Origin of the sequence: Achromobacter sp. Root170, from assembly GCF_001428165.1 — a bacterium.
GTDB classification, from domain to species: domain Bacteria; phylum Pseudomonadota; class Gammaproteobacteria; order Burkholderiales; family Burkholderiaceae_B; genus Achromobacter; species Achromobacter mucicolens.
In genome coordinates this window covers 579299-594477 of sequence record NZ_LMHN01000016.1, presented here as the reverse complement: position 1 = coordinate 594477, position 15179 = coordinate 579299, and the positions used below count along the sequence as shown (strand labels likewise).

At 67.0% G+C, this 15179-nt stretch carries 11 protein-coding genes; 5 read left to right on the top strand and 6 right to left on the bottom strand.

All coding sequences use genetic code 11. From position 1 onward, the window contains the following. Window positions 1-62: 62 nt before the first annotated feature. A complete protein-coding gene (locus tag ASD87_RS20570; protein ID WP_056325825.1) occupies window positions 63-1697 on the bottom strand; it encodes a thiamine pyrophosphate-binding protein in 1635 nt (544 codons plus the stop codon). A gap of 312 nt (window positions 1698-2009) precedes the next feature. On the opposite strand from ASD87_RS20570, the gene ASD87_RS20565 reads away from it, so the two are divergent. Next, window positions 2010-2837 (top strand): prephenate dehydratase, encoded by an 828-nt coding sequence (locus ASD87_RS20565; RefSeq protein WP_235512778.1) that lies wholly within the window; start codon window positions 2010-2012, stop codon window positions 2835-2837. Between the two features lie 13 nt (window positions 2838-2850). Here the strand turns inward: ASD87_RS20565 and ASD87_RS20560 are convergent, their stop codons facing one another. From ASD87_RS20560 to ASD87_RS20540, 5 genes are read right to left on the bottom strand one after another with little or no spacing between them, the layout of a single operon-like run. Then, window positions 2851-3510 carry a hypothetical protein gene (locus ASD87_RS20560; protein ID WP_056325822.1) on the bottom strand — a complete coding sequence of 220 codons (660 nt, stop codon included), beginning with the start codon at window positions 3508-3510 and terminating at the stop codon, window positions 2851-2853. Between the two features lie 2 nt (window positions 3511-3512). Then, a complete protein-coding gene (locus ASD87_RS20555; RefSeq protein ID WP_056325819.1) occupies window positions 3513-4322 on the bottom strand; it encodes an SDR family oxidoreductase in 810 nt (269 codons plus the stop codon). Further along, entirely contained in the window at window positions 4319-4990 is a 672-nt protein-coding gene (locus ASD87_RS20550) for a TenA family transcriptional regulator (protein ID WP_056325817.1), read from the bottom strand. The genes ASD87_RS20555 and ASD87_RS20550 overlap by 4 nt, the downstream gene beginning before the upstream one ends. Then, window positions 4987-6480 (bottom strand): AMP-binding protein, encoded by a 1494-nt coding sequence (locus ASD87_RS20545; RefSeq protein ID WP_056325814.1) that lies wholly within the window; start codon window positions 6478-6480, stop codon window positions 4987-4989. Before ASD87_RS20545 ends, ASD87_RS20550 begins: the two co-directional genes overlap by 4 nt. Then, window positions 6477-7103 carry a thermostable hemolysin gene (locus ASD87_RS20540; RefSeq protein WP_056325811.1) on the bottom strand — a complete coding sequence of 209 codons (627 nt, stop codon included), beginning with the start codon at window positions 7101-7103 and terminating at the stop codon, window positions 6477-6479. The genes ASD87_RS20545 and ASD87_RS20540 overlap by 4 nt, the downstream gene beginning before the upstream one ends. Window positions 7104-7230: 127 nt before the next feature. Between ASD87_RS20540 and ASD87_RS20535 the strand changes: the two genes are divergently transcribed. The 4 genes from ASD87_RS20535 to ASD87_RS20520 all read left to right on the top strand — a co-directional run bounded on the left by ASD87_RS20535 (window position 7231) and on the right by ASD87_RS20520 (window position 15059). Then, on the top strand, window positions 7231-7902 hold the full coding sequence (locus ASD87_RS20535) for a response regulator (RefSeq protein ID WP_056325808.1): 672 nt from the start codon (window positions 7231-7233) through the stop codon (window positions 7900-7902). Continuing rightward, window positions 7899-9257 (top strand): ATP-binding protein, encoded by a 1359-nt coding sequence (locus ASD87_RS20530; protein ID WP_056325806.1) that lies wholly within the window; start codon window positions 7899-7901, stop codon window positions 9255-9257. The genes ASD87_RS20535 and ASD87_RS20530 overlap by 4 nt, the downstream gene beginning before the upstream one ends. Window positions 9258-9340: 83 nt before the next feature. Continuing rightward, on the top strand, window positions 9341-11329 hold the full coding sequence (locus ASD87_RS26705) for a tetratricopeptide repeat protein (protein WP_082586373.1): 1989 nt from the start codon (window positions 9341-9343) through the stop codon (window positions 11327-11329). A 358-nt stretch (window positions 11330-11687) separates the two neighbouring features. Then, the gene (locus ASD87_RS20520) at window positions 11688-15059 is read left to right on the top strand and encodes an autotransporter domain-containing protein (RefSeq protein WP_056325803.1); all 3372 of its coding nucleotides are present in this window, start codon (window positions 11688-11690) and stop codon (window positions 15057-15059) included. The last annotated feature ends 120 nt before the right edge of the window (window positions 15060-15179 follow it).

Genomic DNA, 15179 nt, shown 5'->3' with positions numbered 1-15179 from the left:
GGATGTCTCCTGTTCGTTCTACGGGACGAAACCGGACTGCGGCAACGCTCGATGCCTTGAGCTCAATGACCGGTCGTGGACTGCATTGATGCTGCGTGGAAAACCGGCGCGGCCTCGCCCGCGAGAGACACGTTGATGCAGGCTGGCAAGCCGCTAGCGGCGGCCTGGCGCAAGGCGGTGGCCAGGCCTGCGGCGTCGTGCGCCGCAAACCCCGCGCCGCCCAGCGCCGAGGCGACGTCGTGGTAGCGAGCCGCCGGAGAAAGCTCGCAGCCGATGAGCCGCTGCGGGCCGTAGGTGCGCATTTGAATCAGGTGCTCGGCGTTCCAGCGCAGGTCGTTGCCGATCACCGCCATGATCGCCGCGCCTTCGCGCACCGCCGTGTCCAGCTCCATCAGGTGGAATCCGGCGGTGCCGTCGCCCATCATGACGACCACCGTCGCCCCCGGCCGCGCGATCTTTGCGGCGATCGCATAACAGACCCCTGCGCCGATCGCCCCGGACATGCCGTTGATGATGCGGACCGGCGCCTGGCAGAACGCCTGCGCCCATTGGCCGAACTCGCCGCCGTCGCAGATCAGGATCGGATCGGGCGCGGACGCCAGGAACGCCTGCACGGTCTCGCACAGCGCGCGCGGATCCAATGCGCCCTGCGCCGGTGCGGACGGCGTCTTCACCGTCCGGCTTTGCAGCGCTTCATCGACCTGGGCGCGCCACGCAAGGCGTTCGGCCGACGGTTGCGCCGCCGCCACCGCCGTCAGCGCCGCCGCCGGGTCGGCCTGCAATGCCAGGACCAGACGCGCGCCAAGCAGCCGGCCCGCGCGTTCCAGCATCGCGGGGTCCGGGTCGATGACCGCGACGCGGGCCTCTTGCCCAAGCGCGCCGGTGCTGCCGAATCCCAGCGTGAAGTCCAGGCACTTTCCCGCCAGAACGATCAGGTCGGCGCTTGGAATGATGCCGGCCAAGGCCCCCAGCGACGGATCTTTCAGCCCGCGGGGGCTTTCCATCGGGATGATGCGCAGCCCCAGCGCGGCTTCGGCTGCCGCGCGCGCGGAACGTCCTTGCGGCCGCGCGCTCGACGGCCCGGCCAGCACCAGCGGACGCCGGGCCGAATGCAACAGGTCAGCCAGTTGGTTCACGCTGACAGCATCCAGCGCGGCGACCGGCAGAACGCCCGGCGCCTCGGGAAGGTCCGCCATGCCCGATTCGGCGGTCAGCAGGTCAAAGGGCAACGCCAGGTGGACGGGGCCGCGACGAGGCGCAAGCGCCTGCGAGATCGCCGCTTCGAGCGCCGGGCATAGCTCTGCCGCGGACCGCGGACGGACCGACAACTTGGTCAGCGGACGGGTGATGGAGACCTGGTCCAGTTCCTGGAACGCGCCAGAGCCGTCTTCCGACACCGAGGAGTCGCCCGAGATGAGCAGCACCGGGCTTTCCGCCTGCGAGGCCGAATAAAGCGGCGCGAGTCCGTTGGTCAGGCCCGGCGCGGCGGTGATCAATGCCACGCCGAGTTCGCCGGTGATCTGCGACCACGCATCGGCCATGAAGACCGCGGCCGCTTCGTGCCGGACGTGGATGATGCGGATGCCTGCGTCGATACAGGCATCGTATAGCGGCATGATCTGGTTGCCGGACAGGCTGAAAATGGTATTGACGCCCCGCCGACGCAGCGAGCGAATGATCAACTCAGAACCAAGCACGTTTGTCTCCCCCCGAGGTTGCGCTTGGCTTTGCCTTGCAACCTTTTATTGATCCGACATGTTTCTTTGACCCATTTGCGGCTCAGTGTATCGGGTAACAGCGGCGTTTAGGTTGATGTTTTTTGAACCAAGGATCACGCCCTCCGGCGTGGCGGCCTGCCCTCACACGCTGAAAGCGGATCCCTCTATACAGATCGGCGCGCCTGGTGTTTCATACCGTCTTGGCGATCCATGATATTGCGCGGCCGTCGCGCGGCCCTCTTCGAAGGCGACACCATGGCAAAAAGACACCTTGGCGCGGCAGTTGGCCTCATGACCTGGATGATGACGATGACCCCCAGTTTTGCCGGTTCCATTGGTTACCTGGGGCCCGCGGGCTCTTGGACCCATCAGGCGTGCCTGGACCTGTTCGGGCCCAACGCGCTTGTCCCGCTCACGCGCGATGAACTCTTTTCCGGCTACGCATCGGGCAAGCTGACCCAGGCGTGCGTCCCCGTGACGACGTCGGTCGTTGGCGTCACGCCCTATCTGGACGCGGTGCTGGATCTGCCCAATGCCGTGGTGGTCGGCGAATACCCCAAGATGCTGGGCTACAGCCTGCTGGCGCGTCCCGGCGCGAAGCTGCAAGACATCAAGGAAGTGTTCGCCCACCCGGTGGCATTCGAGGAAGTGAAACCCTGGCTGGACCGGGAAATGCCCACGGTGAAGCGCACCGAGTCCGCAAGTGGCGGCGCCGCCGCCAAGACCGTCGCCGAAAGCGCCACCCTCGACAAGGCCTCGTTCGGTCCGAAGGTGGGCGCCAGCGTGTATTCGCTGAGCGCGCTGGTCGATGGGATCGAGGAAGGCCCGCACAATGTGACGCGCTGGTGGGTGCTGGGCCGCGACCTGCCCGCGCCCACGGGACATGACAAGACCTCGCTGGTGCTCTCGACCGCGGACGACAACCTGAATGATGCACTGCGCGCCCTCGTGCAGGCCAACGTTGCCGTGCTGACGATCTATGAGCGTCCCAGTAAAAAGACCCTGGACACGCACCGGTATGTCGTCGAGGTCGCGGGCCATGCCGCGCAGGAACCCCTTGCCGGGCTTTTGAAGGCGCATCCCGAGTTCCGGTTGCTGGGATCCTACCCGCGCAAGTGAGCCGCCCTCGCCTTCAGCGCGCTTCCTTCAGCAGCGTCCGGACTTCCTCTCGCCTGCCCTCGTCAGCCACTTCGCGGCCGGGGCGGGGCGGCGCCTTCAGCGCCTTTTCCAGGTACGGAATCGCCTCGGACTTGCGGTTCCGGTACACCAGGTAATCCGCGTAGAAGTAGTTCGGATCGATGCCGTCCGGGTTGATGGTCAACGCCTGCTGCAGCAAGGCCTCGGCGCGCTTGTTGTCGCCGAATCCCACTGGCCAGCCGGGCACCTTGTAATACAGCACGCCCAGGCTGTTCAGTGCGGACCCGTCCAGCGCCTTGCTGTCGATCTGGATGGCGGTTTCGTACTCGGCCTTGGCCTGCTTCGCCAGGCTGAGCGCCCCCATGCCGCCCTTGGCGCCGGCCCACGAGCTCAGGATGATGCCTTCCCAGATGTGCGGTTCGGCTTTGTTGGCGTAACGCTGCGTCAGGTCGTGGGCCTGCTTGGACAGAGCCTCGAAGCGCTTGGCGCGATCGTTGGGCGGGGTCTTGTATTGAATGTCCGCCCAGCCGTTTTGCAGCTCGCGGATACCCTGGTCCATGTCGGCGGGCGCCGCGAGGGTAAAGGTGGAAAACAAGCACGCCACACCCGCCAGCAAGCCGGCGGCCGCATTGCGCAGGCCGATATTCTGATTCATGACTAGGCTCCAGTAGGAAATTTCAACGACATCAAGGCGCGGCGATGCTTCGCAAACGCGCCGTCCAACCATTCAGGGCAAAGACCATTCAGCCGTGCCGCCACGGATTCGATTCCGCCCGCGAAGCGTTGGCGCGATTCGCTTTGCAGCATGCGCGATACCGCCTCTGCGATTTCTTCCGGGCTATCGCTGGCCGAATCGGTTTCTTTGTTGAACGCCAGCACTTCGGGCGAGTTGAACGGCGTGTCGATGGCCCGGGGCGCGTAGTACTGCACCCGGACGGACGAGTCGGCCAGTTCGCGGCGCAAGGTTTCGGAGTACATCCGAAGCGCGGCCTTGCTTGCCGCATAGGCCGAGAACCCCGGCACGCCCAGACTGCCCAGCGTCGATCCGATGTTCAGCACCTGGGCGCGCGGCTGCGCCAGCAACAGCGGCAGCATGCCGGCGGTCAGCATCATGGGCGCGACGACATTCGTGTCCATGAGCTGGCGCAGCGCTTCGGTCTGCAGGGACTGCGCCGGCCCGAACGCGGCCAGCGCCGCATTGTTGATGAGCACGTTGGCATTGCGGGCGCCGGCGGCATCGATGACCGCGTTGCGGCCGGCATCGGTGGTCACGTCCACCACCAGCGCGTCCACACGCGACCGGTCGCGCGCCCCGGCGCTCAGCGACTGCGCCAGCGCCAGCAAGGGCGCTTCGCTGCGGCCGACCAGCAGCAGGCTCGCGCCTTCGTCGAAGAGCCGGCGCGCAATCGCGCTTCCGAGGCCGCCCGCGGCGCCCGTCAACACGACGGAGGCATCGCGCGGGCTCATGCGCCTTGTCCTTGCGAAGACGAGCGCGGCAGGGAACGGAAGATCGCCCCATAAAGCCCGTAGAACATATTGGCGGCATGGATCACGGCGGCGCGGTCGGCGTCGTCGTCCAGGCGGTTGACCAGATCGGCGAAATGCGCGGTGTGCTCCTGGTCCAGCGTGCCGTGGGACCGCAGATAGCTGAAGGCGCTTGGCGGCAGCGCCAGCGCGCGCTGGATCTGATCGGCGGCGTTCAAGGCCAGCGTGACGCTGGTGCCCTCCAGCACGTGCACCATGCCGAAGAATCCCACCGGATTCTTGCGCGCGATGGTGTCGTAGGCGTAAGCCACCATGATTTCGGTGGCCGGCCCGGGTCCGGCACGGCGAACCTCGTCCGCATCGTGTCCCAGCGCACGCAGGTCATTGAGGATCCAGTCATCGTGGCCGGTCTCCTCCTCGATGTATTCATCGATCGCGGGCAGCATCCATGCCAGGCGTGCCGGCATGCGCGCGCGGCACGCGTGCATCAACGGCACGGTGTGGCTGACGTGGTGATAGGCCTCGCGCAGAAACGCCGCATAGGCGGGCCGCGCGACCTGGCCGCGCAGGCAATCCTGGATGATGGGCGTGGCCACCAGGGACTCCCGGGCCTCGCGCGTCTGATCAAGCAACTGTTCGAAAAAGGTCATGATGGGTCTACATCGATAGTTGAGCGGTAACCCGCGGAAAAGAGATCGGCATGCAATTGGGCAACGGCCTGCCGGCGCGGACGCCCATTCACCGTCGCCAGGCCGCTGGTGGCAGAGAACTCGGCCCGCGCGCGCATCCAGGATCCGATCCGGGCATAGTCCGGCAGCCCCTGGTTGACCTGGTCGACGCACGCTTGAATGGCGCTATCGCTGGGATTGCCCAGCGGCCAGATCACGGCGCCCAGCGCTGCCTGGCCTTCGCCCAACACGACGCAGTGGGCGACGACGGGCTGGTTCGCCAGGCGCAGCTCGACCCATTCGGGCGACACATTGCGTCCGTATCCGGTAATCAGCACATTCTTCTTTCGACCGCGGATATGCAGGAATCCGGCATCGTCGATGCGGCCCAGGTCGCCTGTCGGCAGCCATGTCGAAGGCATCGCGGGCTGCCCCAGATAGCCCAGCGCCAGCGCCCCGGCCACCTCGATTTCACCGTCGGCAGCGACGCGCACGCGCGCATGCGGCAAGGGGCGGCCCGCCGACCCGGGACAGTCTGCGCCGGGCAGGTTCAGGGTCTGCACCGAGCAGGCCTCCGACAGCCCGTAGCCTTCATAGGCGGGTATCCCCAGCGAGCGGGCGTATTCCAGCAGGTCGCTTCCCACTGCCGCCCCGCCCACCGCAACGAAACGCAGCGTGCCGGGACCTGCGAGGCCCGCCGCCCGCAGCCAGCCCGCATAAGCGCGCAACATCTGCGGCAGCACGATGACGCTTTGCGCGCGGCCCGCCACGAGGGCTTGGTGAAACACGGCCGGATCGAAGCGCGACGATCCCTGAAGCCCGATGTCCTTCAAGGGGTTGACGCAGATCGCCGCGCCCTCGATCAGGGGCGCGTAGACGCCCGCAATGTTCTCCAGCAGCACGGGCAGGGGCAGCGCCGTGAAATGGCGCGCAATGCCTAGCGGCCGCGTGGCGGCCGCAAGCCCCCCCGCCACCGCGAGCATCTGGTCCGCGCCCAGGCACACGCCCTTCGGGCTGCCGGTCGACCCGGACGTAAAGGTGATCTTCGCCGTGCCGGCGGGCAACGGCACCTTGGCGAAAGCGCGCCGGAAAAGCGCCGACTGGCCCTGCGCTTGCGTGGCGATCTCGAACCCGAAGGCCTGCAACATGGGCTGCAATGACGCAGGTCCGACGACGGCGTTTACGCCAGCAGCATCCAGGGTCTCGCGCCACTGGCCAGGCGTGAAGAACAGCGGCAGGGGCACGTGCACCACGCCTGCTTGAAGACAGGCCAGATCCAGCACGATCCATTCAAGACCGTTGTCCATCAGCGAGGCCACGACCGTCGCCCCGCGCGCCGCGAGGGCGCCGGCAAGCGAGTCCACGCGGGCGAGCAGCGCCGCATAGTCCAATCCCTCTGACTGGGTCTGGACCGCAACCGCACGCGCGCGGGCAGGTTCCCTCAACAGCGAGAAAAAGTGGGGCACGTTCATACGTCCAGCTCCGGAAGGCGGCCAAGAATGGCATTGAGCCGCCCCGCGAACACCGTCGGCGCATGCGCGTAGTAATTGCCCCAGTCCTTGCGCTCGGCTTCGTTCAGGTGGTCCGAGGTGGCCGCCGAGATCGGCTGATGCGCCAACCCCATTCGCTGGAACAGATGGTGCAGTTCGATGGTGAGCGTGCTGACCGCCCAATCAAAGCCCTCGGCGTGCAGATGCCGTGCCAGAAGCGGCACCAGCAATCTGCCGCCGCCCGGCCGCACGGCGGCAAACTGCCCGGCTTCGACGATGAGGCTGCGTGCGACGGGCGCGCCTTGATCGCGCACGTATTGCTCGATGGGCGCGGACAGGTAGCGTTCCAGAAAAAGCGGATCGCTCGCGCTGCGATAGCCCGCCGCCGCCAGGATCTCGCCGTCTCTCTGCACACTGACCAGCGTGGGCAGCCACTCGGTCAGCCGGGCGCCAAAACGCTGTTGATAACGTTGGTGGATGTAGGATTCGATCCGCTCACGCATCGGATCCTCGATGGGATGGATGTGCAGCGTTGCGGGCAAATCCCGAGGCCGCGCGGCCATCGCCGTCCAGGTGGACGGGGCGAAACATTTGTTGTGGGGCATGCGGTATTCCATGCTTAGGAACTGATTTTCCCGATACGATGGAGCGCAGCTTAGGCATGGAACCTTAATGAGAAATTAACCACCCAGGCGGTGGTAATCTCAGTCCTGCACGGCGAGAAGACGATAAATGAGAATTCTCATCATTGAAGACGACCCGCTCATTGGCGACGGTCTTACATCCGGCTTACGGCTTCTGGGCTATGCCGTCGACTGGTTCTCCAGCAGCCGCGAAGGCGATCAGGCGATCAGCGTTGTGCATTACGACGCCGTGGTCCTCGATCTGGGCCTGCCCGGCGAAGACGGCGTATCCCTGCTGGGCCGCTGGCGCCGCGAAGGGCGCACCGTGCCGGTTGTCATCCTGACGGCGCGCGAAGCGGTCTCAAGCCGCATCGCGGGCCTGGATGCCGGCGCGGACGATTACCTCATCAAGCCCATCACCCTGGATGAACTGGCGGCGCGGTTGCGCGCGGTGACGCGGCGCGTGGCCGGCAAGCCCGAGCCCGTCTGGCGTCATGGCGATCTCGACTACCACCCAGCCCTGCATGAAGTGCACTGGAAGGGCCAGAAGGTGGACCTCACGACGCGCGAAGCGCTGCTGCTGGAACTGTTCCTGACGCATCCGAATCGCGTGCTGACGCGCGACTTCATCCGCGACAAGCTCTACGACTGGGAAGCCGAACTCGAAAGCAATGCGCTGGAGGTGTTCGTGCATCATCTGCGCAAGAAGATCCACCCGAAGATCGTGCGCACCGTGCGGGGGTCGGGCTACGCGCTGGGCCAGGTGGAAGCCGACTCATGACGTTGCAACGACGCCTGATCGTTGCCGTGCTGCTGGCGGCGCCAGTCGCGTGGCTCATCACCATCGCCGGCACGTACTGGCGCGCCGCCCACGAGATCAACGAGCTCTACGACACCGACATGGTGCGCCTGGCGCAGCAGACCATCGCCATATCCGCGCTGATCCCGCCTTCCGCCCAGACGCAGCCGGCGCGCGCCCAGTTGCCGGCGTCGGACAGCGCCGGCGATGCGGGCCTGGGCGATCTGTCGGTGGCCATATGGCGCGGATCGCAAGCCCCGTTGGTGCTCGACCCCGAAGCCCTGCAGTTTCCTCGCAACGAAGACCGCGAAGGGTTTGCGGAAAGCATCGTCAACGGCGAACGCTGGCGCCTCTTTTACCTGGACGATCCCTCGGGCCAGACGCGGGTCGGCGTGGGACAGCGCATCGGCGAACGCGACGACCTCGTGATCGCCTACGTGGCCGGGCAGATCCTGCCGTGGCTGTTGGGCCTGCCGGTGCTGATCGCACTGCTGATCTACGCGGTGCGCCAGGCGATGTCCCCTGTGCGCAGGCTGTCGTCCGACCTGGAACGGCGCAGCCCGGACGACGCCAAGCCCTTGCCGCTGTCCGGCGTGCCGGGCGAGCTCACGCCGCTGGTGACGTCCATGAATGGCCTGCTTGCGCGGGTCGGTACGCTGATCGAACAAGAGCGCCGGCTGACCGCGGATGCGGCGCACGAGCTGCGCACGCCGCTGGCTGCCGTGCGGGCGCAGTGGGACGTGATGCGGCGCACGCAAGACCCGCAGGCCCTGCAACAGGCGCAGACCAGCGTGACGCGCGGGATGGAGCGGCTGGACCGGCTGGTCTCGCAGCTGCTGACGATGGCGCGATTGGACAATGCCAATCACACGGACTTCGGCGGCGCTGTCGACTGGGGCAGCGTGGCCGAGCAGGCCGTCAGCGACTGCCTCTGGATCGCCAACCGGCGGGACGTGGACATCGCGGTCGAATGGCCCGCGCCGGGCGTGCTGCCGCTGCCCATGGCCGGCGATGCCGACGCGCTGGTCATCATGCTGAAGAACATCCTGGACAACGCCATCCGGTACGGCCCGCGCCATGGCCGGGTGCGTCTGGCATTCTCGCCCTCGCAAATATCGGTCGACGACCAGGGGCCCGGCGTTGCGCCCGAGGTGCTGCCGCGGCTGGGCGACCGGTTCCTTCGCGCCGCCGGCAACGAGGAAGCCGGCAGCGGCCTGGGCGTCTCCATCGCGCGCCGCATCGCCCATGCGCACGGCATGCGCATCGCATTCGCCATGCGAGATGCGCAAAGCGACTTCGGCCAGGGCCTGCGGGTGACGATACGCCGCGGCGCGTAGATGGCAAGCCCGCGCGAAGGCACTAGAATCTGCGCTTCACGTTTCCCTTCAGGCCGGCCCGGACGGCGGCCGCTGGTCTGACCATGGCCTCCACGCCCGCACCGCCACCGCCAACGACAGGCACGCAGCTTTCGCTGCGCGAAGCCCTGCAACAGGCCCACGCACACTGGAACGCCGGACAGGCGGCCCAGGCAGAGGTCCTCTGCCGCCGCATTCTGGCCGCATCGCCAGGACAGGCCGATGCCTCCCACCTGCTGGGCCTGATCGCGCACGCGCACGGCCAGCCCGCGCTGGCGCTCGACCTGATGCGGCACGCTTGCCGGACCGACGCCGCGCCCGCGGTCTACTTCGGCAACCTGGCCGAAATCTGCCGGCAGCAAGGCCTGCTCGCCGAAGGCGAGGCCGCCGCGCGCCATGCCACGCAACGAGAGCCCGGGCTGGTCATGGCGTGGAACAACCTGGGAATCATCCTGCAGGAATCCGGGCGCCACGCCGACAGCGTCGAATGTCTTGAACGGGTGGCGCAACTTCAGCCGAACAGCCCGGAAGCCCTCAACAACCTCGGCAACGCGTACACGGGCGTCAATCGCCTGGACGAAGCACGTCAGCATTACGCCCGGGCGCTCACATTGCGCGGCGACTACGCCGAGGCGCACAGCAACCTCGCCTTCGTGCTGCGCGAACTGGGCGATCACGAGGCCGCGGCAAACGCCGGGCAGCGCGCCATCGAATGCAACCCGCGCCTGGCGAACGCGTACATCAATCTGGCGGACATCGAAGCGGCGCGGTCGCGGCCCGCACAAGCGCTGCAATGGATCGAAGCGCTGCTGGCCTTCTCGCCCAGCCACCCGCAGGCGCTTGAACTGCGCACGCGCCTGCGGACGGCATGCGGCTCGCAGGCTGCAACAGCCGAAGCGCAAGACTCGGAAGACTTGGCACGCCGCGTCCGCGATCTGCTGACTGAGCGGCAGAACGCCGAAGCCGAGCGGCTGCTGCGCGAGAACATGGACCCGCGCGGCGCTCCCGCCGTACTTTGGCGCCTTCTCGGTCTGGCAGTGAAATTTCAAGGGCGCGTTCAGGAAGCCGCTGACATTCAGGCCATGCTCGCCACCGCCATGCCCGGCAACCTGTCCGCCCGATTCGACCTGGCCGAAACGCGCTTGCTGCAAGGGGATTTCGAGCGCGGCTGGTCGGAATACCGTTGGCGCTACAGCCTTTCCCATACCGCGGCGATGGACCGCAAGGTACAGCGGCCGCGCTGGGACGGCAGCCGCATCGATGGCCAGACGCTGCTCATTCATGACGAGCAGGGGTACGGCGACACGCTGCAATTCATGCGCCTGATCGACGCGGCCCGGACCCGCAGCGGCGCGCGCGTCGTGCTGGAAGTCCATCCCGACCTGCTGTCCTTCGCCCGGCGCCTCGTCGGCCCGGATGCCTTCCCGCGCGGACAGATCCCCCCGCCGTTCGACCAGCACTGCGAACTGATGTCGCTGCCCATGGCGATCGGCCTGCGCATGGCCGACCTGCCGGGCCAGGTCGGCTACCTGTCGGCCGATGCGGCCCGCGTCGAGAAATGGCGCAAGCGGCTGACCGGCTTGCCACGGCCATGGGTGGCGCTGGCCTGGGCAGGCAGGCCCACGCATTCGAACGACGCCAACCGGTCTCTTGCCTTGGCGGACATGGCGCCCCTGGCCGTACCCGGCATCACGTACCTGGCCATCCAGAAAGGCCCTGCCGCAGCCCAGGCCGCCACGGCCCCGCCCGGCATGAACATCGTGCCGCTGGATGCCGAGATCGCCGACTTCGAGGACACCGCCGCGATCCTGTCCCTGGCCGACCTGCTCGTCTCGGTCGACTCCTCGCCCGTGCATCTGGCCGGCGCATTGAATCGGCCCGCCTGGGTGCTGCTGCCTTTCCTGCCCGACTGGCGCTGGCTGTTGCAGCGGTCCGACTCCCCCTGGTATCCGTCGCTGCAGTTGTTTCGCCAGCCCGCGCCGGGCGACTGGAAGCGGGTCATGCACGACGTGGGCCAGGCGCTGGCAACCCGGTTTCACCGCGGCCAGGCCTGAACATGCGGGCGCAACCGGCGCCCAAGGCGGCGCCCGCTGATGTCAACCGGAAAAAGGCCTGAATTTCGGCATTATTGCGGCCTTTGAGACCGCGGCATCGCCAGTAATGTGCGTGGTGAGATAGTACGCCCCAGCAAAAGGCCGCCTGTCTGCCCTCATACCCTGGCACCGGCCGCGCGGATAGTCCATAGCTCCAACGGTTGCCGCACATTCCAACCGACATCGCCCCAGGCGGGAGCTTGCCTTGAAGCTGAAACACCGAAAAAAACGTACCCCCTCTTTTCCCGTGGCATGCGCGCGAGCCGGCTCGAGGCCGGCGCTTGCCCGGTCGACGCAGATTCTGTCGGGTGTTTCCCTCGTGGCCGCCAGCCTGCTTCCCGGCATGGTCCATGCCGCGGCGTGCCTCACAATTGCGAACAACACGACGCTCTTCGGCTCCACCGACTGCATCGAATGGACGGGCGGTAACTTTTTGGTCACCGGGACCGGCACGCTCTCCGGCGCCGACATCGGTCTGCACGCCTCCGGCACCATTTCCGGCCGCACGCTGACGAACCTCGGCACCATCGTTGGCACACTGGCGGGCATGCAGAACGACGGCGTTCTGGCTCAGGTGCAAAACACTGGCTTGATCTGGTCCACCGGAACGGGCGTCACCGTGGCCGGCATCCTGAATACGGGGTCCGGAAGCATCACCAGCGTGGTCAACCACACGGGCGGCTCCATCGCCGGCGCACGCGCCGGGATCTTCAATGAGGGCAGCATCGCCACGATCAGCAATGCCGGGATGATCAGCAGCAACAGTTCCTTCGGCGGCACGATTGCAGCCATCTGGAACGACGGCGGAACGATCACCAACCTGACCAACACCGGCACCTTGCAAAGCGCCAAGATCGGCAGTTTCCTCGCGGGGTTTGGTGTGGTCACCGAAAATGGCGCCATCGAAACGCTGCAAAACGAGGGGACCATCGTCGGCCAGCTAGGCATCCTGGCTCAGGACAACGCCCGGTTAGGCACGCTCACGAATTCCGGGACCCTCTCTGGCGACATCGCAGGCATCTTCATGGATGCCAGCACGGCCGGCACCATCACCAACACGGGCCTGATCGTGGGTGCGCCCAGCAGCGCCATGGGCGGGTCGTTCGATGCCGGCATCTATCTGTCCCGCGCCAGCAGCATAAGCCTGCTCGCCAATAGCGGCACCATCACCGGCCGGAATGCGGCGATCCAGCTCGACCGCAACAGCTATATCAGCACGATCACCAACAGCGGCCTCATCGCGGGCGACCTGACCTCCGCGAGCGTCATCCCCCTTTCCATCGCAGGCGGCAGCGGCAACGTCTTCGGCACCCTTACCGGCGCGAGCGGCGGCCTGGGCGTGGCCGATAAAGGCCTCATCAAGGTGACGGGCGCAAACCTGGTGTTTTCGGGCGGAAACCTGCTGCTGAACAACGACATCGCTGCGGTGGGCCGTTCCGTCCTCAACTATGGCGCGACCCTTCAGATCAACAACCCCATCACCGTCACGGGCAACTATTCGCAGACCGGCGGCGGACTGGCCTTCAATGTCGTCGACACCAGCAGCTATGGCTACCTGGACGTGAACGGCTCGGCGTCCATCAGCAGCGCGGCGATCAGCCTGGGCGGCACGGGGTTGGCCAATGGCCAGTCCTACACGGTCGTGCGCGCGACCGGGTCCGGCACTTATGCCAACAACACGGCCTTCGTGTCCACCAACAACGGCCTGCTCGCCCAACTGAGCGACGTGAACGGCGCGCTGACCGTGACCATCGCGCCCGACGCCCAGACCCACTACTGGGACGGCGCCAACACCGTGGCCGACGGCACGATTGCCGGTGGCTCCGGCACCTGGACGGCCAACGGCAAGAACTGGACCTCGACCGACGGCACCGCCAACGGCAAGCTCGATCAGACCGACGTGCGGCCCGTGTTTGGCGGCGCGGCGGGCACCGTGACGGTCGACGCCAGCCACGGCGCAATCGCCGTGAACGGCATGCAGTTCTCCACCGATGGCTACCGCGTCACCGGCGACGCCATCGGGCTGGCGGCAGCCACCTCGGCCATCGAGGTCGATGCCAACGCCACCGCCATCATCGATTCCACGCTGAACGGCAGCGGCGCGCTAGCCAAGACCGGCAGCGGCATGCTGATCCTGAACGGCGTGAACACCTACTCGGGCGGCACCTCGGTGTCCGCGGGCACGCTTGAGATCGGCGATGCCGCGCATCCCACCGCCAGCATCCTGGGCGACGTGGCCGTCGGCAGCGCCGGCACGCTGCGCGGGCACGGCTCCATCGGCGGCAATGTGACCAACGACGGTATCGTGCGTCCGGGCGGTTCCATCGGCACGCTGACGATCCTGGGCAATTACACGCAGTCCCCGACCGGCACGCTGTTCATCGACGTCAGCCCAACGGCTGCTTCGCAACTGAAGGTGAGCGGCACCGCCACCCTGGCCGGCACCCTGAACGTGCTGTACGGCCCGGGCACCTACAGCGCGACATCCTTCCGCATCGTCGACGCGGCCAGCGTCACCGGCCGTTTCGCGTCCGTGACCAGCAACGCGCCGGCCGCACTGGCGCAAAGCGTGCAGAACCTGGCCGACGGCAGCACCCTCACGCTGGCCGCCAGCGGAACGGATAACGGCGGCGGCACAGATACTGGCGGCGGCACGGATACCGGCGGCGGCGGTACGGACACCGGCGGCGGCACCGACACCGGCGGCGGCACGGACACTGGCGGCGGGACCGTCGTCATTGCCCCCACCAACGCCACGATCTTCGGCGCGGTCGCCTCGGCCGCCATCCGCGAAGGCCAGCGCGTGAACGACACGCTGCTCGCGCGCCTGGGCCAGGATTGCGCGGACGCCGCGACGCCCGCCAATTGCGCGCGCCCCGGCCGCCAGGCCTGGGCCCAGATCGTCTCCAACAGCGTCAACGTGCGCGGCAACGACGACGCGCCCAGCTACAAGGATCGCCATTACGGCTTTCTTGCCGGCCTGGATCAGCAGGTCGGCGCCTGGACGCTGGGCGTCGCGGGCGGCTATAGCCACGTCGATGTGACCGAAGACGAGGCAAGCGGCAAGATCGACACCCTGCGCATCGCCGGCTATGGCAGCCGCCGCGTGGGGGCCGTGACCCTCGCCGCGACGGTCGGCGCCGCCTACGACTTTCTCCAGACGCGCCGGTCGTTCCCCGGCCCGGGCAAGGCCCGCGGCGACTCCGACGCACAGGAAATCACGGCCGGCCTGCAAGCCAGCCTGCCGCTGGCCGCCGGCCCGCTCACGATCACGCCGCGTCTCGGGCTGCGCTATCTGTACCTGCACACCGAACGCTTCAGCGAATCCGGTTCGACCAGCCAGAACCTGGATGTGCGCGCCCAGGACTTCAACAGCCTGCAACCGTATGCGCAGCTCGTCGTGGGTCTGCCCTTCAACATGAAGTCGGACAAACCCGCCGTCGTCGAGGCCCGCGTCGGCTACGCCTACGAAACCCTGGACAGCAACCGCGCATTCCACGCCACGGCGACCGACGGCACCGGCTTCACGCTGCCCGGCGTGTCGCCCTCGCGCGGCATGTTCTCTGCCGGCATGGGTCTGACGATGCCCGTCAGCAAGGCCATGGATCTGACGGCCAGCTACGACCGGCTGTTCGACACGGGCAACGTGTCGGGACAAACGTTCCAGCTGCAGGCGACGTACCGGTTCTAAAGCGCGATAAATAAAAATAGGCCCACGCCATGGCGTGGGCCTATTTTTTTTGGAACAACGTGCGCCAATTCGCGTTCTGCCCGGAGGTTTCCAGCGTCAGAACGCACCCGACGTTGGCGC